This window comes from Defluviicoccus vanus, from assembly GCF_014672695.1.
GTDB classification, from domain to species: domain Bacteria; phylum Pseudomonadota; class Alphaproteobacteria; order Rhodospirillales; family Defluviicoccaceae; genus Defluviicoccus; species Defluviicoccus vanus.
In genome coordinates, this window is sequence record NZ_CP053923.1 from 3,035,689 (window position 1) to 3,057,641 (window position 21,953).

The 21,953-nt window shown below is 63.9% G+C and carries 19 protein-coding genes; 16 read left to right on the forward strand and 3 right to left on the reverse strand.

Features of this window, described 5'->3' with window-relative positions:
- The first annotated feature begins 15 nt into the window (after positions 1-15).
- From HQ394_RS13685 to HQ394_RS13715, 7 genes are all read left to right on the forward strand, one after another.
- Complete coding sequence (locus tag HQ394_RS13685; RefSeq protein ID WP_190260693.1) at positions 16-432, forward strand: HigA family addiction module antitoxin; 417 nt, start codon at positions 16-18, stop codon at positions 430-432.
- Positions 433-988: 556 nt separating this feature from the next.
- Complete coding sequence (locus HQ394_RS13690; protein ID WP_190260694.1) at positions 989-1,489, forward strand: hypothetical protein; 501 nt, start codon at positions 989-991, stop codon at positions 1,487-1,489.
- 103 nt (positions 1,490-1,592) lie between these two features.
- Complete coding sequence (locus HQ394_RS13695) at positions 1,593-1,781, forward strand: winged helix-turn-helix domain-containing protein (RefSeq protein WP_223292104.1); 189 nt, start codon at positions 1,593-1,595, stop codon at positions 1,779-1,781.
- Between the two features lie 67 nt (positions 1,782-1,848).
- Entirely contained in the window at positions 1,849-3,135 is a 1,287-nt protein-coding gene (locus tag HQ394_RS13700) for an imelysin family protein (RefSeq protein WP_190260696.1), read from the forward strand.
- Between the two features lie 19 nt (positions 3,136-3,154).
- Positions 3,155-4,423 carry a di-heme oxidoredictase family protein gene (locus HQ394_RS13705; RefSeq protein WP_190260697.1) on the forward strand — a complete coding sequence of 423 codons (1,269 nt, stop codon included), beginning with the start codon at positions 3,155-3,157 and terminating at the stop codon, positions 4,421-4,423.
- A gap of 5 nt (positions 4,424-4,428) precedes the next feature.
- On the forward strand, positions 4,429-5,550 hold the full coding sequence (locus HQ394_RS13710) for an imelysin family protein (RefSeq protein ID WP_223291583.1): 1,122 nt from the start codon (positions 4,429-4,431) through the stop codon (positions 5,548-5,550).
- Positions 5,540-6,667: a DUF1513 domain-containing protein gene (locus HQ394_RS13715; RefSeq protein ID WP_190260699.1), complete on the forward strand. Its 1,128-nt coding sequence runs from the start codon at positions 5,540-5,542 to the stop codon at positions 6,665-6,667. The genes HQ394_RS13710 and HQ394_RS13715 overlap by 11 nt, the downstream gene beginning before the upstream one ends.
- 229 nt (positions 6,668-6,896) lie before the next feature.
- Here HQ394_RS13715 and HQ394_RS13720 read toward each other — a convergent pair whose 3' ends face one another.
- Positions 6,897-7,859, reverse strand: a complete 963-nt coding sequence (locus tag HQ394_RS13720) for a patatin-like phospholipase family protein (protein ID WP_190260700.1) — start codon at positions 7,857-7,859, stop codon at positions 6,897-6,899.
- A gap of 530 nt (positions 7,860-8,389) precedes the next feature.
- On the opposite strand from HQ394_RS13720, the gene HQ394_RS13725 reads away from it, so the two are divergent.
- The 9 genes from HQ394_RS13725 (at position 8,390) to HQ394_RS13765 (ending at position 18,460) form a co-directional block, all read left to right on the forward strand.
- Positions 8,390-9,109 carry a response regulator gene (locus HQ394_RS13725; protein ID WP_190260701.1) on the forward strand — a complete coding sequence of 240 codons (720 nt, stop codon included), beginning with the start codon at positions 8,390-8,392 and terminating at the stop codon, positions 9,107-9,109.
- Positions 9,110-9,609: 500 nt separating this feature from the next.
- The gene (locus tag HQ394_RS21595) at positions 9,610-10,440 is read left to right on the forward strand and encodes an ATP-binding protein (RefSeq protein ID WP_456151617.1); all 831 of its coding nucleotides are present in this window, start codon (positions 9,610-9,612) and stop codon (positions 10,438-10,440) included.
- A gap of 235 nt (positions 10,441-10,675) precedes the next feature.
- Positions 10,676-11,083: a hypothetical protein gene (locus HQ394_RS13735; RefSeq protein ID WP_190260703.1), complete on the forward strand. Its 408-nt coding sequence runs from the start codon at positions 10,676-10,678 to the stop codon at positions 11,081-11,083.
- A 140-nt stretch (positions 11,084-11,223) separates the two neighbouring features.
- Entirely contained in the window at positions 11,224-11,490 is a 267-nt protein-coding gene (locus HQ394_RS13740) for an I78 family peptidase inhibitor (protein ID WP_190260704.1), read from the forward strand.
- Between the two features lie 7 nt (positions 11,491-11,497).
- Positions 11,498-12,025, forward strand: a complete 528-nt coding sequence (locus HQ394_RS13745) for a DUF2231 domain-containing protein (protein ID WP_190260705.1) — start codon at positions 11,498-11,500, stop codon at positions 12,023-12,025.
- A 65-nt stretch (positions 12,026-12,090) separates the two neighbouring features.
- Positions 12,091-12,474, forward strand: a complete 384-nt coding sequence (locus tag HQ394_RS13750) for a FixH family protein (protein ID WP_190260706.1) — start codon at positions 12,091-12,093, stop codon at positions 12,472-12,474.
- Between the two features lie 183 nt (positions 12,475-12,657).
- Complete coding sequence (locus HQ394_RS13755; RefSeq protein ID WP_456151618.1) at positions 12,658-13,848, forward strand: TolC family protein; 1,191 nt, start codon at positions 12,658-12,660, stop codon at positions 13,846-13,848.
- Positions 13,845-15,299, forward strand: coding sequence for an efflux RND transporter periplasmic adaptor subunit (locus HQ394_RS13760; RefSeq protein WP_190260708.1), 1,455 nt, complete (start codon positions 13,845-13,847; stop codon positions 15,297-15,299). The genes HQ394_RS13755 and HQ394_RS13760 overlap by 4 nt, the downstream gene beginning before the upstream one ends.
- Entirely contained in the window at positions 15,296-18,460 is a 3,165-nt protein-coding gene (locus HQ394_RS13765; protein WP_190260709.1) for an efflux RND transporter permease subunit, read from the forward strand. Before HQ394_RS13760 ends, HQ394_RS13765 begins: the two co-directional genes overlap by 4 nt.
- A 253-nt stretch (positions 18,461-18,713) precedes the next feature.
- Here the strand turns inward: HQ394_RS13765 and HQ394_RS13770 are convergent, their stop codons facing one another.
- Both HQ394_RS13770 and HQ394_RS13780 read right to left on the reverse strand, forming a co-directional pair.
- Positions 18,714-20,051, reverse strand: a complete 1,338-nt coding sequence (locus HQ394_RS13770) for an IS1380 family transposase (RefSeq protein ID WP_190260710.1) — start codon at positions 20,049-20,051, stop codon at positions 18,714-18,716.
- A 1,331-nt stretch (positions 20,052-21,382) separates the two neighbouring features.
- On the reverse strand, positions 21,383-21,931 hold the full coding sequence (locus HQ394_RS13780) for a CC0125/CC1285 family lipoprotein (protein ID WP_407644748.1): 549 nt from the start codon (positions 21,929-21,931) through the stop codon (positions 21,383-21,385).
- Between the last annotated feature and the right edge of the window lie 22 nt (positions 21,932-21,953).

Here is a 21,953-nt window from a genome sequence, read left to right on the forward strand (position 1 = left end):
ACGGAGGGCCACGGGATGTCGAAATCGTCGACAATCATGACTGAAGCAGGCAGCGAGGGTGACCTGCTGCCGAACCCGCATCCGGGCGAGATCCTGTTGGAAGAATTCCTCAAGCCGATGGAACTCAGCCAGAACGCGTTGGCGCGGGCGATCCGGGTACCGCCGCGTCGGATCAACGAACTCGTCTTCGGCAAGCGGGCGGTCACCGCCGATACCGATCTCCGCCTCGCCCGCTATTTCGGCCTCTCTGACGGCGCCTTCCTCGGTCTGCAGGCCAATTACGAGCTGATGCGGCGGCGTCGCGAGATCGAGGCGGAGTTGCAGGCGATCGACCCGCGGGCCGAGGGGATCACGATCAATCGCAAGCGGGTGCAGCGGCTGATGCGGCGAATGGGGATCGCCGCGCTGGGTCCGAAGTCGAAGACGACGTAGCCGGCACCAGGATCGGCTTTTACAACGCCGGACGCCCGCGCCAAGCACTGGACGACCGGACACCCATGGCGGTGCGGCGTGACGGCGTCAAACCATCTGCGTGGCATGAGCAAGGAGGTCGCAAGGCGGCCGGCCTGCCAATCAACAACGACCGTCAACTGGTCCTCACCTCGGGGGCCACTTCACCTCATCGTGCTTCCGATCGCCATTCACCGCTCTGTCACCGCAGGCTCTGCGGCCGGTATATTGCGATTGCGAATCGTTATCACGATACACGATTCCGGCATTACACGCAAAGAAAATCTGTGTATTTGACGCGAATGCCTCCTATTCGCGTTACGCATACCATCAATCGGCGGCTTGGTTCATATATAACCATTTGATTAGATTGTATTTATTCAACAATGCGCCAACCTCCGGTAAACATCGTGCGTCCGCTTTTCCCCTTGTTTCCACAAAAAGAATAGGGTAATCAGCATATGGTATTGATAATCACTCGCAATATTGCGGGATTCGAGTATGCTCTTGGGTGATTTGCCGGAGGAGGCAACCAACAATGAAGGTACCAGGCACCACAAATGATTCTGCCATCCTCCAAGCGCTATCGATGTGCTCTGCAAATGAAGTGTGTGCTCATGACAAGTTGACAGTATGCAATGGCGCTCACAGCAGCAAAAAAGTTCACTTGGTCTTTATCGCTGTTGCCGCACCCGACGTCGCCGCCATCTGCGGTAGCGTCGCCCGCGAGGACTGTGAGGTGAGGGTGGTGGACGACCCCGAACAGGCCCTCCCTGTCATCGCCGCCGCGGTGCCGGATCTGGTGGTCTGCCCCAGCGCGGCGTGGCGTCAATGGGCCGAGCGCATCACCGATGCGCTGGCAACTGTGGCGGTGCAACGGCCGCTGATCATTCTCCTGATCCCCCGCCGGACATCTCACCGCAGACCGGATCGTCGCGACTGGCGAGCGAGTCGACACATCAGCAGCTATTGCAATCGATCCAACGATTTATTGCTGTTGTCACCCGCAGCCGGAGTGGCGACAGTCGCGCGGAGATAGTCGCCCGTGGTGATATCGCCCTCGATCTGATCACCCATAGGGGCACCCGTGGTGGACACCCACTCCACCTCTCGCAGACCACATTTCATTTGCTTCTTTGCTGATGGAAGAACCGGAGCGCGTGTATACTCGCGAGCAACTGCTGCGAAGCCTCCGCGGTGATCATATTCACGTTGCGATCCGCACCATCGACGCGCATGTCCGGCGCCTGCGCAAGGAACTCAAGGTCTTCGGCGGCCCGGACGTCATCCGGACCGTTCGCGGCGTCGGCTACGCCTACAGCCATGAATAAGTCTGTACCGCCTGAAGGAACGCCGATCACCACGCTCCCGCCCCTGCCCCGTACAAGGAGGCTCGCCATGGCTTTGCTGCAAAGGATCGTCTATGTCGTTGTCGCAGCGATCATGCTCGGCACGCTGCCGCACGGTGCGCGCGCCGAGCCGCCGACGCCTAGCGCCGTGGTATCGACGTACGCCGATATCGCTCACGCCATGTATCAGGACGCTCACGGCACCGCGCTGACGCTTAAGTCGGCGATCGCCGCTCTGCTCGCCAACCCGACCGAGGAAGCACTGGCCAAGGCGCGCCGCGCATGGGTTGCGGCGCGGGTCCCCTACCAGCAAACAGAGGGGTTTCGCTTTGGCAATCCCCTGGTCGATGACTGGGAAGGGCGAGTCAATTCCTGGCCGCTCGATGAGGGGCTCATCGATTACGTTGACCGGAAATCATACGGCGATGCGTCCGACGAAAACCCGCTCTATACCGCCAACGTGATCGCCAATCCGTCGTTGCGCCTGGGCAATAAAGTCATCGATGCCAAGGTGATCGATGCCAAACTTCTCCGCGACACGTTGCAGGAAGCGGGCGGAGTGCCGACAAATGTCGCCACCGGTTATCACGCGATCGAGTTCCTGCTCTGGGGCCAGGATCTTAACGGTACCGGACCCGGTGCCGGCAAGCGGCCAGCCTCCGATTACGGTCTCAAGGACTGCACCGGTGGCCACTGCGATCGTCGTCGCACCTATTTACAGGTGGTCACCGACTTGCTGGTCGCGGATCTGGCGGAGATGACGGCAGCCTGGGACAAAAAGGGCCAAGCCCGGCTCGATCTCCTCGCCAAGTCACCGGCCGAGGGCTTGGCGACCATTCTGACCGGTCTCGGCTCGCTGTCCTATGGTGAACTCGCCGGCGAACGGATCAAGCTTGGCGTGCTGCTGCATGATCCCGAGGAGGAGCACGACTGCTTTTCCGACAACACCCATAACAGCCATTATTATGACCAAGTGGGGATGATGGCGATCTGGAACGCGAGCTACAAACGCAGCGACGGAACAACGCTTGCCGGCCCCAGTATCGCCGCCCTGAGCAAGGCCAAGGCGCCCGAGGTGGCAGCGCGTCTCGATCAGGCCATGGCGACGACGCTGGCGCGCATGGATGTGATGAAGACAACCGCCGACAGCGGCAAGATGGCCTATGATCAGATGCTGGCTGCCGGCAATGAGGAGGGCAACAAGATACTCCTCGACGTTGTCGATGCGCTCGTCGCCCAGGCCCGCGCCATTGAAGGCGTCGTTACCGCTCTTGGACTTGAAATCAAGGTGGAAGGGTCCGATAGCCTCGACAATCCCGCAACGGTCAAACAGTAGTCGGCGACGAATGGAGCGGGTGCAAACGGGTTGGCCGCTGGCGTTGGGCCTCGCTGCCGCGCTGACTGCAGCAGCACCAACGCACGCCAGCGACCAGCCCGCGGAAGCAACGCCGCAGCCTGACCTGGATGCAGCCATGGGCAAGGCACTGTTTGAACGCGCGTGGCTACCAGCACCTTCCTCCACCGACGCCGCCGACGGCCTCGGTCCGCTGTTCAGCGGCCGGGCCTGCGCCGCCTGTCATCGCGGCGGCGGTCCGGCCCAGGTTATCCGCGTTGCCGATGCGGCGGTGGCCCTACGCGGGATCGTCCTACGGTTCGGCACCACCGCGGGCGCGCCCGACCCTTTCTACGGCTATCAGCTTCAGGAGCAGGCAGTGCCGGGGCTGCAGGCCGAAGGCCGTCTGATGCTCGCGACCAAAAATCAGGACGGCGATGCCGCGGCCCCGATCACCTGGGCCTTCGAACTCACCGGCCCGCCGCTGACAAACGGCGTCCACACCGGGGTTCGCCTGGCGCCATCGCTTGTCGGGCGCGCGGATCTCGAACGCATCGACGCCGCCGCCATCCTCGCCGCCGCCGATGCCGACGACCGCAACGGCGACGGGATTTCCGGACGCGCCCGCCTTCTCGGCAGCGTCGACGGCCACCCGGTGGTGGGACGCTTCGGCTGGAAAGCGGCCGCTGCCGACCTGCGGGCACAGGTGGCGGGGGCTTTCGCCCTCGACATGGGGCTCGCCAGCAGCGATGCCCCGTTTCCCTATGGCGACTGCACGCCATTGCAGACGGAGTGCCGTGGCGCACCCACCGGTGTTCGTCCCGGTGCCAGCGGCCAGGAACTGGACGACACCATCATCTCCCTGGTGACCAGCTTTGTTCGCAGCCGTCCGGCGCCAGCCCACGCTGGCGAGCAGGCCCAGATGCACGAGATCGGCGCGCTTCGCCTGCTCGCCGCGGCCGGATGTACTGCCTGCCACACGCCCACCCTCCCCGATGCCGCCGGCAGACCCGTTCGGGCATTCACCGACCTGCTGTTGCACGACATGGGAGGTGACCTGGACGACGATGTCGGCGAACCAGGCGTCGCTTCGGCCGAATGGCGCACCGCCCCACTGCTGGATCTGGCGCCCCGCGGTGGTAGCCGCCGCTATCTCCACGACGGCCGCGCCGCATCTATCGCGCAAGCCATTGCCGCACATGGCGGGGAGGCAACGGCGTCGCGAACGCGGTATGCTGCGATGAGCGCTGCGGACCGCGCCGCCCTGTCAGGGTTTCTCGAAGGATTTTGAGGACAATGAGATCTGGACCCTTACCGATCGCCGTCGCTGCGTTGGGGTGGAACCGTCCGACGTTCGTCGCCGCGCTGCTCACCGCGATGCTTGCCACCACCGCGCTGGCCGCCACGCACGGCACCGCACGTGCCGCCGAAACGGATGAACAGGCCTTCCGGGATATTACCACCAGGGTGGTGGCTGGTTTCGCCACCGAGGCAACGAGCCGCTTCCGCACCCAGGCAACGCGGCTCGGCGCCGAGACGACGAGCGCTTGTGCTGACGACCATCCGCCAGCGGAAGCGCTGCGAGGGGTATTCCGCGACCTGGCCGCGGCCTGGGGACAGCTGTCGGTGGCGCGGTTCGGGCCGGTGATCGAAGATAGCCGTCTCGACAAGCTGGCATTCTGGCCGGACCCGCGCGGTGTCATCCGTCGCCAGATCGGGCAAATGGCCTCGACACTGCCGAGCGGATCTGCGGATGCCGCCACCTGGATCGCCGCGCAAAGCGCCGCGGTGCAAGGGCTGCCTGCCTACGACATCGTCACATTCGGTGACGCGGAGGTGCGCAGCTGTCGCTCGGCACGCGTCGTTGCCGCCAACATCGAACGCCTGGCAGCGGCCATCGCCGACGGCTTTGCCGAGCCGAGCCGCCTAGCAATGGCCAACCCGAAGCCGGATAGCCCCGTCTATCACGCCTATCGCGATTCGGTGGCGGAGATTTTCCGCGCCCTGTCGACGCAGACCGAATTGCTGCGGGTGACGATGATCATCGCCCCGCTCGGCAACAGCGCCGCCGAGACCAAGCCCAACCGGTTGTTTCTGCACAATGCCCCGGCGACGAAGAGCTACCTTCTCGGCGCCGTCGACGGCTTGCAAGGAGTGCTCGACGCCATGCGCCTCGATACCGTCCTCACGGGCGATTTGCGCGGCTTGCCTGCCAAGGCGCGCGCTGAATTGCAGACAGCGCGGCAGATGATCGAGCAGCTGCCGGTTGACCTGAGCGCGCATCTGGCGGAGGAGGAAACCTGGAACCGGTTGGCCGCTATCGACTTGGCACTGCAGCGGTTTGGCCGTGTGGTCAACGTCGGCATGGCGCCGGCACTTGGCTTCCAGGCGGGGTTCAATGCACTCGATGGCGATTAATCGGCGGACCCTGTTGCGGCGCACCGGTGGCGTCGCAGCGGGCCTGGCTGCGGCGGGGACGCTGGCGGCCATCGAGGTGACGACGCCACGATCGGCGCGCGCTGTTGGCTATGTCGGCGGTTGCCAGCAGCCAGACGGCCGTTACGCCGTCGCCTGCTTCGATGCCAGCGGCAGCGAGCAGTTGGTCGTTCCCCTGCCGGGGCGTGGTCATGGCATCACAACTGACGCAGGGACGGGCCTGATCGTCATCTTCGCCCGGCGGCCGGGACGCTTTGCACTGGTGCTACGCCCGAACCAGCCACCACAGATCTTCACGCCCCCAGACGATCGCCACTTCTATGGCCATGGCGCCTTCTCGCCGGCTGGCGACCTGCTGTATGCCACCGAGAACGATTTTCACCGGCAGCAGGGCATGATCGGCATTTACGCTGCAGCGGATTGGCGGCGGATCGGTGAGTTCCCCACCGGCGGCGTCGGTCCGCACGAGGTTGTCCTGCTGCCGGACGGCGTCACCCTGGCGGTTGCCAACGGCGGCATTGCCACCGATCCCGCTGTCGGCGACGGGCGCACGTCGCTCGGTGAGGCAGTTGCGTCCGATCTGGTGCTGCTTGACCGGCGCACCGGTGCGCCGCGCGGCCGTTGGTGGCTGCCGGAGCCGCTCGCCGACCTGTCGATCCGGCATCTGGCCGTCGATCGTTCGGGCAGCGTCTGGTTTGGTGGCCAATGGGAGGGCGCAGCCGAGGTGACGCCACCGCTCCTCGGCCGCCTCCGCCGCAACGGCGTGTTGGAGTCGGTGGCCACCGCAGCCATCGACGGCAATCTCGCCAACTACGTGGGTTCGGTAGCGAGCGACGCCGGCGGCCGGTTGATCGCCGCCTCCAGCCCGCGTGCCGGCGCGGTGGCGCTGCTCGACGCATCCACCACCCGGATCATCGACGTGGTCACCCTCACCGACGGCTGCGGCCTAGCCGGCACCGCTGTCCCCGGCCGGTTCATCGCCACCAGCGGCAATGGTGCCATAACCGCGCTCGACGTTACAGCCACCGCCGCCAGCGAGGAGCCGCTGCGCACCAGCACCGTTCGTTGGGACAACCACCTACACCGCCTGCAGGCATGAGCCGCAATAGTAGCGCCGCCATCCAGAGGTCGAGTCGTCCAGTGGGGCGCCGCGACCGGCCTCTGGGGCGTGGACGAACGAGAGGTGCGGGCGAGGTTGGCGGCCTTCAATCAGTCCATCCACCGCAGCCGCAGGCGGATGTTCGCCGCAACACCGCCGCTTATCCCCTTGTCATCCCAGCAAACATCACCAATCGTACACAGGTCGCAACTCCTTTGGGGAGCTTGAATCAGAACATTGCTGCAGCTTCGGCCAGGCCCAACTCGAAGTATCGCTTCTGCGCCGTCGAATCCTTCAGCGAGATGGTCATGCTCTCCAGGTTCTTCGGCCGCAGGATGTGCAGCGGCTTGCGATAGTAGGTTCGCTCGCCAACCGTCAGCTTGTCTTTGCCGACAGCCGCAAGCAGGGCGTTGATTGACTCCGCCTGGGCGAAGATTCGCTTGTTGGGCAAAGTGAGTTGGAGATCGCTGACGAGGAGGTGGGTGTCGATGCCGGTCAGTGGCAGCGTCAGCACGTTCTTGTGGTAGAGCTTGTCGAGTTCAGCGTGATAATCGTAATCGGTGAAGTCGACGGCGATGATCTCATCCACCTCCGGATCGGCAAAGATCGAGGCGAGCGGCGTGTTATCCATGTAGCCGCCTTCAATGTAGTACTCGCCGTCGATCTGGATGGCCTTGAAATAGGGAATGGTGGTGATCCCGGCGAGGAAGGCATCCATGAATGCATTCAGGCTCGTCTCGTCGATCGTCGCCAAGATGTCGTTGACGCGGAAGAACCGGGTCTGGCGTTTCGTCAGGTTGGTGGCGACGATGTCCCAGCGAACCTGCTGCAAGTTCTTCGCCAGCACCTGGCGGCGGAGCGGATCGTCGAGCTGCAATGACTTGCGACAGTTGTCCTTGTCGACAGTAAACAGATGCGTGCCGGTGGGCAGCAGTTGCGGCCGCAGACCAAGAAAATTGGCCAGAACATGGAAGATATCGCCCAGGCTCAGCCGCATGGTGCGGGCGAGCACCGGCGGCAGTTCCTCTTGCCCCACATCCCAGAGCAGATAGTCCATGGTGATGTTGTTGCCGGAACTGGTGGAAGCGATGTGGACCACAGGTTTGCCGAGGCGCTGCAGCCAGACCAGGGCGCCAGCGGTGTAAAAGCTGCGATAGCCGCCGCCTGAGGCGACGAACCCGTATTTCGTCATCGTTATTCTCCTATGGACGCGACGGGTCGCGAGAGGCTGATTGCCGGCATCAGCGCTCGCCAAACGGATCGCGTGCAGTGGTTCAGTCGGACGGGTCTTCGTCTGTCGACTGCGGCGCTTGCGATCGGTGGGATGGGCTCGGCACCGACGACCGGGGAGGACGGTTCTTTGCCTCGTTGCTCCAGACGAAACGGCCGAAAAGGATGCAACCCTTCATGCCCGGGTCGCAATCCCGCCCCTTGACGCGCTGGCAGCGGCCATTGATCTCGTGCGGGCAGCCCCAGGAGCCCATCACCTGTTTCTCCATTCTGCTGCGATGATCGTCGGCGATCGCCGTGGGTGTGACAAGCGATAACGTCTCGCAACGGCCATCGCACAAAATCACCGCAGCGACGCCCTGAAGACGGCGCCGCCAGTGAGAGCGTTGTCACCAACGTTACCGATGCGCATTATCAGCGCACGTCGGAGAGGCAGAGCAGACATCGTCGGCGCCGAAAGCGATCGGACATGCGCAACCAGCGACCGCCACAGTGATCGAGACGTTGCATATCCTCGTCGTCGATGATGACGCCCAGGTGCGGCAGCTCATTGGCCGCCTACTGGTGGAGCACGGCTATGAGGTGACCGGCGCGCGCGACGGTCGCGAAATGCGTGAAACGCTGTCGACACGCCGGATTGATCTTATCGTTCTCGATCTCATGCTGCCCGGCGTTTCGGGTCTCGACCTGTGCCGTGACCTGCGCGCTGCGTCTTCGGTTCCAATTATTATGCTGACGGCGCGAGGCGAAGACACCGACCGCATCGTCGGTCTGGAATTGGGCGCCGACGACTACCTGGCCAAGCCATTTAATCCGCGCGAGTTGTTGGCGCGCGTGCGGGCGGTGCTCCGCCGGGCGGGGGCAAAGCCTGACCAAGATCAGCCAATTGGCGGGCGGATGATCGCCTTCGCCGGTTACCGGCTCGACACGCAGCGACGGGAGGTGACGTCACCGGACGGCGTCGTCATCGATCTCAGCGGCGGCGAATACGATCTCCTGCTTGCCTTCATCGAACGTCCGAACCGCGTCCTCTCGCGCGAGCAGTTGCTGGAGATGTCGCGCCACCGTCTGGCGGACCCCTTTGATCGTAGCATTGATGTGCAGGTCAGCCGGTTGCGCCGCAAGCTCGAAGCCGGCGAGGCGATCGCGCCCTTGATCAAGACCATCCGCGGTGCCGGCTACCTCTTCGTCCCGACGGTGAAGCGGCTGTGAGGGCGTTGATCCCGGATACCCTCGCCGGACGCACCATCGCCATCCTGGTGCTGGGGCTTGGCTTGTTTCATCTGTGGAGTATCTGGATCTACCAGATTGGCACCGAGAACCTTCTCGGCTCAAGGCGAGATGGCGAACTGGCTGGTCGTCTCATCGTCGCCTTGCACGCCCTTGATGCATTACCACCGATCGAGCGGGAGGGGACAGCACACGCGCTGTCCGATCGCAACCTCAACATTCACTGGAGCCCAATGAGCCTGGTCACCGAGCCAGCAGCTGACGGCGAGCAGGCGCGGGCCTTGCGCGTTCGCTTGCACGAGCTAGCGCCAGAACTGACCGAGAACCGGCTTCGCTTCGGCTATGCGGACGAACCGGAGCAACATCATCACTTGCTCCTGGCGTCGGCACAGCTCAAGGACGGGACCTGGGTCACCTTCGGACTCGATGCTTTTCGGCGGGCAGCCGCAGCGGAGCATGACGTGCTGGGTTCGCTCACCGCCATGGCGGTGGGGATCCTGCTCGTTTCCATTCTGCTCGTTCGCTCGATCAACGCACCCTTGCGCGCGCTCGGCGACGCGGCCGATCGGATCGGGGCCGATCTCAGTGCCGCCGGTGCGCCCGAGGTCGGGCCGCGGGAAATTCGCCAGGTGGCGAGGGCCTTCAATGCGATGCAGGCGCGGATCAGACGGCTGATCGACGACCGGACACAGACGCTCGCTGCCATTTCGCACGATCTGAAGACACCGCTCACCCGGCTCCGGTTGCGCGCCGGCTTCCTCGACGACGTCGAGGCGCGGCGGACGATCGAAGCCGATCTCGACGAAATGGAGCGGATGCTTGACTCGGCGCTGGCGTTCCTGCGTGGCGAGGCGACGGAAGAGGCAAGCCGGACAATTGACATCATGTCGGTACTGCGCACGATCTGCGATCAGCAGCTTGATGCCGGTCATGAGGTCATCCTGCTCGGACCGCCCCGCGCGCGCCGNCTCGCCTGCCGGCCAACGGCGATCAAACGGGCACTGGCCAATCTGCTCGACAATGCTGTCAAGTACGGTCGACGCGCCCACGTCACCGTCGACGAACAGGCGCGCGAATTGCGGCTGGTGATCGACGACGAAGGCCCGGGTGTTCCAGCGGCGGAGCGTGAACGGGTATTCGATCCCTTCTACCGACTTGAGGCGAGCCGCAGTCGCGATACCGGCGGCACCGGTCTCGGCCTGACCATCGCCCGAACCGTCATCCGTGCCCATGGCGGTGAAATCGCCCTTGCCGACGCCCCGTCCGGCGGCCTGCGCGTCGCGGTGACGCTGTCCACGAACGCCCGCAGCTGAACCGCCAGCAACAGTTTTTTACATTCGAGCAAAGCTCGGGATAACCGCAGTGCTTATCGTCCTTAGCGTGGGCAGGAATGGGACGAGACACGGTACTCGAACGTATCGGTGCAGCGGTCCATCCAGTCGGTGCTGAACCTTTGGCTGGATAAGAATAATGGCGGTTCGTCTGCGTGTTGCCAACTCGTGCTTGCGCGCCCTTGCTTTGTTGCTTCCGTTGGCTCTGGCGTCTTTGGTGGCGCAAGTCGCCGAGGGAGAGGAGGCGTCGACAACGGCAGGGGTAACAGTCCAGATGGTGCCGGAGCCTCGTGCCATCATCCGCCATGTGCTTATCAGGGCAGACCCGGAAGCGACCGTGGTGCTTGGTCAGGTCAGCCGCCGAGGCGTGTACGATAACGCCTTTGCTGGCGCCAAGGTTATGGGGCGGGCGGTGCTTCCAGACGGCTCGGTTCACGAGCTAACGGATACCTTGCTGACGCCAGAGCCGCGTTTCCGCAACTATCGAACCATTTATCCCGACGCAGCCTTTCGCCTTGTCTTTCCGGAGCGACTGCCAAGTGGAACAACGCTCTACTTGAAGTTTGTCGCTGGCTCGGCCGCACCGATGTCGTCGCTCGGATGGATGGGCGATAGCATAGGTTGAACATCCATCACCAGCGACATCGCCGTGGGCATCAGCAAAACTTTGTTACAATGCAGCCAACCTGTGGACAAGCAGGCAAGGTAGGAATGGACCGCCCCGCAAGGGGCCAAGCGCCAGGTTGAATGATCAAGGCAGGCACAATGAAAGCATCAAACGTCACGTCGCGCCGTCAGACCCTGCAGGGTGCCGGCGTCCTCGCCGCGAGCGCGCTGGCCACGCTCCTGCCCATGCCCGGCGCCCGGGCGCATGAGGGGCACGATCATGCGCCGAAGACCATTCTCGACCTGAAGGGCAAGCTGGTGCGGATCGTCGGGCCGAACGAGATGGTCAGCCAGGAGTTCATCCAGGATCGGGTTACCATCCACGTCGACGCCGAGGGGCGCATTGTCGATCTGGTCTACGGCTGAGGTCGTGGTGTTCCCGCTGCATCCTGTCCTGGTGCATTTTCCCATCGCCTTGTTTGCCGTTGCGCTTGCGGCCGATGCCGTGGGGCGCCTGCGGGCGAATGCGCTGGCGAATGCCCTTGGCTTCTGCTGCCTGTTGCTGGCGGTGGTCGGCGCGGCTGGCGCGGTGGTGACCGGCAGCGCCGACATGCTCCGTGCCGATCTGGCGATGGCGACCCACGCTTTCGTTCACCTGCATCGGGACATTGGCCTGGTCCTGTTGGCGGCGCTTGTCTGCCTCGCTATTTGGCGCTGCCTTGAATGGCGGCGCGGTGGTGGTGGAGGGCAGGTTGGCTGGCCCTATCTTCTTGCCGCATCGGTTGTTTTCGTCTTGCTCACGTTTCAGGGCTGGTTTGGCGGGCAATTGGTCTATGGCCTGGGAGCCGGGGTTGCGGCTGCGGGGCAGGGCGTCGTCAGCCCTGAGGAAGGCCAATTGGGGCTCGCCCCCTTCGCGCCTTTGACCGGTGCGGTGCACCCGCATCAGGGCCATGCCCATTAGCGCAGCTACGCTCGGGTGGGAGCCTGTCGATACAAAGCTACGGGAGGAACGCAGATGATAAGCGGATGGTTTTGACTTGTCTTCTCATGGCCGCTCTGGCCGCGGCCGCTCCGGCCATGGTGGCTGCCGCAGTGACGGACTTTGTCTTCGAGGCGCAGCCGGCTCAGGTTACCGCCAGCCGCGATGCCGTCATTGGCGTTCGTTTGCTGAACAAGGCCTCGGGCCAACCGGTTGCCGACGCGGTGATTTTTCAGTCGCGGCTCGACATGTCGCCGGACGCCATGGCCGATATGGTCAGTCCGCTTACCCCGCTGCCGGCCGAGCAACCCGGGGTCTACCGGTTCAAGGCCGATCTCAGCATGGCAGGCCGCTGGGCGTTGAGGTTGGCGGCGAAGGTGCCGGGCGAACAGGAGACGGTACGCGGCGAGGTCATCGTTGTGGCGAAATAATGCGTCCGTAGCGACGGCGGACCGGAGTTAGCGGCGGTGGGTGACGGCAGGAGACAAGTGCAGTTGCGCAGGTGGGCGGTGCTGATCTTGGCACCGGCCATGGCAGCAGTGGCGGCAGCACCCGCCAGCCGTGCAACCGAAGCTGCAACCGCGACGACAGAAGGGGCGGTTGCGGCACCGACGATGCCGGGTGCTTCCGTTGAGGACCTTCTCGCCATGGCGCGGGAGATGAATCCAGAGGTTGCGGCGGCGGCACTCGACAGTGAAGCAGCGCTGGCGCGCGTCGATGCGGCGGGACGCCTGCCCGATCCGACGTTCACCACCGAGTTCAAGGACATCGGCCGGGAACGCGAGAACGCAGTGCCGGAAACCCTCGGCCGAGTCGAGTACAAGATCCAGCAGGAATTTCCCCTATGGGGCAAGTTGCGCCTGCAGGAAGACGGTGCCCGTGCCCGTGCCGGGGCGGCGCGCGAGACACAGCGGGCGATCGAGATGGAGGTGGCCGCGCGGATCAAAACGGTGTTCGCCGCTTACTATGCCGCCTTCGAAGGCTGGCGGCTGACCAAGGATTTGCAGGCGAACGTCGCCACCCTCGTTGACGTTACCCACNNAGATCGCTACGCCCAAGGCCTGGGTGAACAGGATGACGCGATCCGTGCCCAGGTGGAAGCAACCCGCCTGCGCACGGAACTGGTCCGCTTCGAGGCCGATCAGCGGCAGACCGCGGCGCAGCTCAACGCCTTGCTCGACCGCGGGGAAGAGGCACCGCTGGCGACGCCGTTGGCGCTGCGGCCGATGCCGAGCGAGACGTTGACTCTGCCGCAGCTGGCGCAACTGGCGTGGAGCGACAACCCCACCGTCGGGGCCGCCCAGTCGCAGATCACCGCTGCCGAGAAGGATCAGGCCCTGGTGGGCAAGAGCTGGTACCCGGACGTGACGCTGGGGGTCACCTTCCAGCAATTCGTCGATCAGGATCAACGCTCACCCGGCTACGAAGCGATGATCGGGGCGAAGATCCCCCTGCAATGGGGGCTGCGCGATGCCTGGGAGCGGGAAGCGGCAGCGAACCTGGCGGCGGCGCGGCGGCGGCGGGACGCAGCGTCGGCAAGCGTCCGCGGTGACCTGGCGAATGCTTATTGGGCGCTCGATGGGGCGCGGCGGATCAGCGCGATGCTGAAAGATGTCCAGCTGCCGCAAACCCGGCTGGCGTTCCAGGCGGCGATCCGCAGCTATGAACAAGGACGCTCCACCTTGAATACCGTCCTCGATACGGAGCAGCAGGTCTTCGCCACCATGCTGCGGCTGCTTGCGGTGCAGGTGGAGGCACAGGCGCAGCTTGCCGAAATCGAACGCCTGATCGGCAGGGACCTATGAGAGCGGCTGTCCTCATTGCCCTGCTTTTGGCTGTCGCCGCCGCCGCCGGTGCGGGCGGCTACTGGCTGGCGCAGCGGCAGCTCGCATCCACCACTGCCGCCTCGGCACCTGTCGCGGCAACCTCGGTGGAGCGAAAGATCCTTTACTACAAGGACCCGATGGGCAAGCCCGACTACTCGGCGGTGGCGAAGAAGGATGCGATGGGGATGGATTATGTCCCCGTCTATGCGGACGAGGAAGCTCCGCTCGCGTCGGCAACGTCAGCAGCAGCGCCACCTGCTGTCGCCTCGAAGGAGCGGACGGTCCTCTACTATCGCAATCCCATGGGGCTGCCCGATACCTCGGCGGTACCGAAGAAGGACTCCATGGGCATGGACTACATCCCGGTCTATGCCGATCAGGCGGACGATGACGGCTCGCTGGTGAAGATCAGCCCGACCAGGGTGCAGACGTTGGGGGTGCGCTCCGAGCCGGCGGCGTTGCGCACACTGGTGCGGCCGGTGCGCGCTGTCGGTACGGTGCAATTCAGCGAACGCCAGCTCACCATCGTCTCCACCAAGTTTGAGGGCTGGATTGAACGGCTTTACGTCAGCGCCACCGGCGAGCCGGTGCGGCGCGGCCAACCGTTGATGCAGATCTACAGCCCGCTGCTGGTGCAGACCGAGCAGGAATACGTCGATGCGGTGCGGATGGCGGCGTCGCTTGGCGCGGCAGAGGAGGGCGATGCGGACAGCCGCACCGCCGCCGATCGGCTGGTGGAAGGGGCACGCCAGCGGCTGCGTAACCTTGATGTTGCCGAAGCGGAAATCCGCCGCCTGGAGCGGGAGGAAACGGCGGCGCGGACGATCGCCTGGCCGGCGCCCTTTGCCGGCATCGTCCTGGCAAAGGAGGCCTTCGAAGGGATGCGCTTCATGCCCGGCGAAGCCCTGTACAAGATCGCCGGCACCTCGCCGATCTGGGTGATCGCCGAAGTCTTCGAGCAGGATCTGGCACAGGTGGCGGTGGGTCAGCCGGCGACGATCACCGTCAAAGCCTACCCGGGGCGGAGCTTCCAGGGCCGCGTCGCTTTCATTTATCCCACTGTTAGCAGCGAAACCCGGACCGGCAAGGTGCGGATCGAACTCGCCAATCCGGGCGGTGAGTTGAAGGCCGACATGTATGCCAGCGTCGAACTGGAAGCGCGCGCTGGCGGCACAAAGGTCCTGAGCGTTCCCGACTCCGCGGTCATCGACAATGGCGTTCGCCAGGTGGTGCTGGTGGAGCGCGGCGAGGGCCGGTTCGAGCCGCGGCCGGTCAAGGTCGGCAGCAAGGCCGCTGGCTTCACCGAGATCCGCGCCGGCGTCAGCGAGGGGGAGAAGGTGGTGGTCAGCGCCAACTTTCTTATCGACGCAGAAAGCAACCTGAAGGCGGCGCTCGGCGCCTTCACCGCTGGCGAGAGCCCACCGCAATGATCAGCGGGCTGATCCGCTGGTCGGCGCATAATCTCGTCCTGGTGCTGATCGGCACGGTGTTCATTGTCGCCGCCGGCCTTTATGCCGTGGCGAAGACGCCGCTCGACGCCATTCCCGATCTGTCCGACGTCCAGGTGATCGTCTTCACCGAGTATCCCGGTCAGGCGCCACAGGTGGTGGAGGACCAGGTCACCTTNCCCTTGACCACGGCGATGTTGGCGGTGCCGCATTCAAGGGTCGTCCGCGGCCTGTCGCTGTTCGGCGCCTCCTTCGTCTACATCATCTTCGAGGACGGCACCGACATTTACTGGGCGCGCTCTCGCGTCCTCGAATACCTGAACTTCGCCTCGAAGCAGCTGCCGCAGGGGGTAACACCCACCCTCGGTCCGGACGCGACCGGGGTCGGCTGGGTCTACCAGTACGTGCTGACCAGCGCCAAGCGGACGCTGGCCGAACTGCGGACGATGCAGGACTGGTATGTCCGCTTCGGCCTGGCGAAAGCGCAAGGCGTATCCGAAATCGCCAGCATCGGTGGCTTTGTGAAAACCTACGCGGTCACCGTCGATCCGCTGCGCCTCAAGTCCTACGACATCCCGCTGTCGCGGGTGCTCGATGCGATCCGCGCCAACAATATGGACGTGGGCGGTCGGGCGATCGAGATGACCGAGACCGAATACCTGGTACGCGGTCGCGGCTACCTGCGCGGCATCGATGATATCGAACACGTGGTGCTCAAGGCGGACGGGTTGACCCCGGTGCTGTTGCGCGACGTTGCCCGTGTCGAACTGGGACCAGACGAGCGGCGCGGCCTGACCGAGTTGAACGGCGAGGGCGAGGTGGTGAGCGGCATCGCCATCCAGCGCTACGGCGGCAACGCCCTCGACGTCATCGCCAACGTCAAGGCGCGGATGGCCGAAATCGCGCACAGTCTGCCGCAGGACGTCTCCATCCAGGCCGTTTACGACCGCTCGGACCTTATCCATCGGGCGATCGACACGCTGAAGCGGACGTTGTTCGAGGAAAGCATCATCGTCGCCCTCGTCTGCGTCGCCTTTCTCCTGCATGTGCGCAGTGCCTTGGTGGCGATCATCATGCTGCCGGTGGGGGTGCTGATGGCGTTCATCGCCATGCATGCGCTCGGTATCAACTCGACGATCATGTCGCTCGGCGGCATCGCCATTGCCATCGGCGCGATGATCGATGCGGCGATCGTCATGATCGAGAACGCGCACAAGCACTTGGAGCGGGCCGCACCTGAAACGCCGCGGCTGATGTCGATTGTCGATGCGGCNGTGGAAGTGGGGCCGTCGCTATTCTTTTCGCTCTTGATCATCACCGTGTCGTTCCTGCCCATCTTCACCCTGGAAGCGCAGGAAGGCCGGCTGTTCAAGCCGCTCGCCTATACCAAGACGTTCTCGATGGCGGCGGCGGCGCTGCTCTCGGTGACACTGGTACCGGCACTGATGGTGCTGTGCATCCGCGGCCGGATCATTGCGGAGAAGAAGAACCCGATCAATCGGGTGCTGATCTGGGTCTACCGGCCGGTGATTGCCTTCGTGCTGCGGGCGAAGCTGCTCACCGTTGCCGTGGCACTGATCGTTCTCGGCGTGTCGGTGTGGCCGGCCACCCGGCTCGGCACCGAATTCATGCCGACGCTGAACGAGGGGACGCTGTTCTACATGCCGGTGACGCTGCCTGGCCTCTCGATCACCAAGGCCGCCGAGCTGCTGCAGACCCAGGACAAGATCATCCGCTCCTTTCCGGAAGTGGCGTCGGTCTATGGCAAGGCCGGCCGCGCCGCCACCGCCACCGATCCGGCGCCGACGGAGATGTTCGAGACCGTCATCAACCTGAAGCCGGAGAGCGATTGGCGCAGCGGCATGACCGTCGATGCGCTGATCGCCGAGATGGATCGGGCGCTGCAGTTCCCCGGGGTCAGCAACGCCTGGACGATGCCGATCAAGGCGCGCATCGACATGCTATCCACCGGCATCCGCACCCCCGTCGGCATCAAGCTGTTCGGCCCTGACCTTGAAGGCCTGGAGCAGGTCGCCCGCGAAATCGAGCAGGCGGTGCGCACGGTGAAGGGGACCAGCAGCGTCTACGCCGAGCGGGTGATGGGCGGCTATTACATCAACATCGAGCCCGACCGGGCGGCGCTGGCCCGCTATGGGCTGATGGTCGGTGACGTGCAGGAGGTGGTGAAGAGCGGCCTCGGCGGCGAGGCGGTGACGACGACGGTGGAGGGACGAGAGCGCTACACGGTCAACGTCCGCTATCCGCAGGCGTTACGCGCCGACCCGCAGGCAATCGCCGAGAACGTGCTGATCCCGCTGCCGAACAAGAGTTACATCCCCCTCGGTCAGGTGGCAACCGTGAGCCTGGCGAAGGGGCCACCCAGCGTGCGCACCGAAAACGCGCAACTGGTGGTCTATATCTACGTCGACTTCCGCGATCGCGATATCGGCGGCTACGTCGCCGACGCCAAGAAAGTCGTCGCCGAGCGGGTGCAGTTCCCGCCGGGCTACTACATCACCTGGAGCGGCCAGTTCGAATACCTTGCGCGCGCCGAAGCGCGGATGAAGATCGTCGTCCCGGTAACGCTGCTGATCATCTTCATGCTGCTTTACCTCAACTTCCGCCGGCTGACGGAAACGCTGATCGTCATGCTGAGCCTGCCGTTTTCTCTCGTCGGCGGGTTGTGGTTCGTCTGGTATCTCGGCTTCCATTTCAGCGTCGCCGTCGTCGTCGGCTTCATTGCGCTGGCCGGTGTCGCGGCCGAGACCGGCGTGNNGATCATGCTGATCTATCTGGACCACGCTTGGGCAGAGGCCAAAGCCCGCTGTGCTGCCGCCGGCCGAGCGCCGACTCGTGCCGATCTCTACGATGCGATCATGGTCGGCGCCGTCGAGCGGGTGCGGCCAAAGATGATGACGGTGATCGCGATCATGGCCGGGCTGCTGCCGATCCTGTGGGCGACCGGCACCGGCTCGGAAGTCATGCGGCGGATCGCCGTGCCGATGATCGGCGGCATGGTCTCCTCCACCGCGCTGACGCTGATCGTCATTCCGGCGATCTATGGGTTGGTGAAGGGGTGGCGCCTGCCCGATGCTGGCGCCGCTACCGTCGAGCCAGCAACAACACCCCGCGCGGCCGGCTGAGCTTGGCGCAACCGCAGCTTCACCTCGGCAACCGAACGCTTGATCCCAGGTGCGGCGTTTACGGGCTTGGTCGGACGCAAGTCCGCTAACCCGTCTTATTCATGACGCCGGCTGGGAGGTTGAGATTTTGGGCGACGCTGACTGATGGGACGAGCGTGGGCTTTCGGGTTTTCCCGGCTTGGTCGGATTGGATTTGATGGTGGTGTGGATGGTTTCCGGGAGGGGTTCGGCGGGGCGTCTCTGGCCCCAGTGCTCAGGGTCCGGCGAGGGCGGTGGCGAGGTGGCGGATCAGCGCCGCGTCCGGGCAGGCGGCGGCGAAGGCGAGGCGGACGCGGCATGCGGTCTCGATGACGCGGGCGCCGAGCTTCAGCAGTCGCAGTCGGAGGGTGGCGAACTCGGCGACCGCCAGGGCGTGCGTTTTCGGGATGGCGTCGCGCAACTCGAGGATGAGCCAGTAGGCAGCGGTATGCAGCAACAGTCGTACTTGGTTTGCCAGCGGCGAGCGGCAACTGGTGCGGTCCGAGGCGAGCTGGCTCTTGTGCATCTTGATCAGGTTTTCGGCTTGGCCGCGGGCGCAGTAGAGAGTGTCGTAGACGTGCTCGGCCGAACCGGCTTCGAGACTGGTGACGACGAAGCGGATGTCGAGGCCGCGGGTCGTCGCTTCGATGCGGGCACACGCCCGGCGCTGCTGTTTCCACGACTTCGCCCGGTAACCGGTCTCGGTGAAGCCGCGCAGGCAGGGCTTCTTCTCCAGCGCCCGGCGGGTACGGATGTCGTCGGCGGCCTCGTCGACCAACCGGTCGAGCACCCTGTTGCCGGGCAGACCGAAGACGTAATCGATGCCGTTCGCCTCGCACCAATCCATCACCTCCGGGCGGCCGTAGTGGCCATCGCCGCGGATGGTGATGCGGGTGGCGGGCCAGCGACGGCGGACGTGACGGACGAGGCGGCGCAGATGGCCGCGGATCTCCTTGCCGGACGGCGTCTTGCCGGCGCGCAGGATCACCGCCACCGGCCGGCTCGTCGCCGTATCGTAGATGTGGATCGGCAGGAAGCAGCGCTCGTCGTAATGCGCATTGAACAGCGACAGCTGTTGATGACCGTGGACGACGTCGCAAGTGTCGTCGATGTCGAGCGTCACCGCGGCGGGCGGCGCCGGATAGCTGTCGAGCCACAGATTGAGCAGGATCCGGCCGAGCCGGATGACGCTGCGCAGGTCGGGGGCGTTCTCCCAGCGCGAGACGGTCGGCTGCGAGCACAGGTCCCGTCCGCTATCCGGCAACCGGCCGCAGGCGAGCTTGAACGCCGGATCGAAGCGCAGGCTGTCGAGATCGTCGGCGTCCTCCCAGCCGCAGGCGATGGCGAAGATGCGCGCCCGCAGAATGTCGGCCAACGGGTGAGTGATCCGGCTCGCGTCGCGGCCGTCCGGGATCACGGCGGCGAGCTTTGTGGAAATGCCCAGCCGGCGCTCGACTTCGGCCAGCAGCAGAACCCCGCCGTCCGAGCTGATCCGGCCGCCGTCGAAGGCGGCGGTGACCTTCTTGCGTCCGACGGCTGGAAACGAGAACGGCAGCGTCGTATCGTCGGTCATGGCGGATGTGGCCGGCCAGGATGTCGTCGAAGGGTTGGCTTCAGCAACCGAATCCTACGCCACATCAACCGCTTACGCTACATCCGCCAGTTCACTACGCCCGCCGTCGTGAATAAGACGGGCTAAGGTGCTATTCCCGACCGCGTGGGCGAGTGCTCCGGCAACTCCGCGATTGCCACAACCGGGCGTTATGAGAGGTATGGCGCGCCGTCACAATGTCCATCGAAATTCACGGAGCAGGAACGCTATTAACGAGACAGAAAATTCCCCATCCTCGTGGGAAATATCGCGGATATGCTTTCCTTCCTCTGCTTGTCTATCTCTTTCAGACGATTTGCCGCGCGGATGCAGTCTGTTGATGATTTCGGCAGAAGATCTGATTCCTACATAGGCACCAGGAATATTTTTTATAATCTTTCCAAGATCGCCCTTCGGCGTACCCCCAACTGTTGGCAACCAAGCTGCTAACATGCAGCGAGCAGATTCGCGGCAAACATCCACGATAGGCACCGGCAGGTACTTATGTGCAGCATCAGCTACTTNTTCGATACTTTCTAATATATCTACACGCTTTTCTCGCGGTAAAGCACTCTCATTCAGGTCTGGCAAAACGCCCATTGTGTTAGAAGACTTGAGTGTGAACAGTGTTTCACCGTTAAATAAGCGCTCTCCATCAATGATGTTCCATACGGTCCTGTATGTTGAATCGCCGAGCGACATAATTGGCCGTTTGGACACCTTGATCTGGGTATTTGGGATGAAGGATTGATACGCCTTAAACCAAGGTGAACTTTCACCAGCAGAGTGCGGATATGGATAGTAATTTACTCGATCATCCTGCCACTGTTTTCGATCGGGATCGCAAGGAACATAAAATCTGCCTCTCCGGATCCGTGTCGTCGGATCGAAGAAGTCTTCGCGAAAGATAGGCTCAGAAATAAAAGATTTGCTGCCGAAAATTGCATCATCATGATCCCATACCTTTGAGAGCCTCGGCATCGGATAGACAGCGTTCAAGAAAATTTCGTTCCCCTCAAAGACACGTTCACCATCAGCTATCGCAAGTAACATATGATGCCCCATTGAATTCGAGCTCGGGCCAACCGACGCTGTCCGCGGGTTAGGCGCGGCCTTGAACGCACCGGACAAAGTCTCTTGAACGTCGCATACCGTACGCTGCTGGCTTCCGCAATGGAGACACCTCCAAGGTCGCTTCTGGCGATTCGTGTCAATTTCGGCCTGACGCCGCCGTGGTGTCCGGAACGTCTCGACGGTGACGGTGCTCGTCGCACCGTCTAATCGGCAGCCGATGGCATGAGGTCACCACCTTCCTAACCCGCGGCCGGCGCGAGCTGAACCTTGGGTTGCAGGCGGGTGATGACGTCGCGGGCGTCGTAGGCGTGGACGTTGTCTTCGGGCTTTTGCCCTGAGTAGACGACGATCGTCGCCTGGGCGGTGTAGCGGGTGCTCGGGGTGGCGTAGACAGTGCCGACGCCGACGCCGAAGCCACCACCGCCGCCCCAGCCGTAATAGCCGCCGCCGAAGGGGGCGTAGGCGCCGGGATAGGTGTTGACCCAGCCGGAATAATTGGTCGAGGCATCGATGTCGCGGCTGGAGATGACGAACCAGTCGTGGCCGCTGGCAAGGGTGATTTCGGCCGCGCGGTAAAGAAGGTAGGTCTGGACGACGGTAAGGGGCGTCACCGCGTTACCGGCGAAGGTGACGAGGTAGCGGTTGCTTTCGATCTGCTCGTCGGCATAGCCGTAGCCGTCGGTGCTCGGCTGATAGGGCGTCGGCGTCGCGCAGCCGGCGAGGCCGAAAAAGCAGAACAGAACACCAGCGACGAGGTTGCGCCAGCGCGATGCTCTTGCCTTTGACATGACGGTCACCTGCGACTTCGCT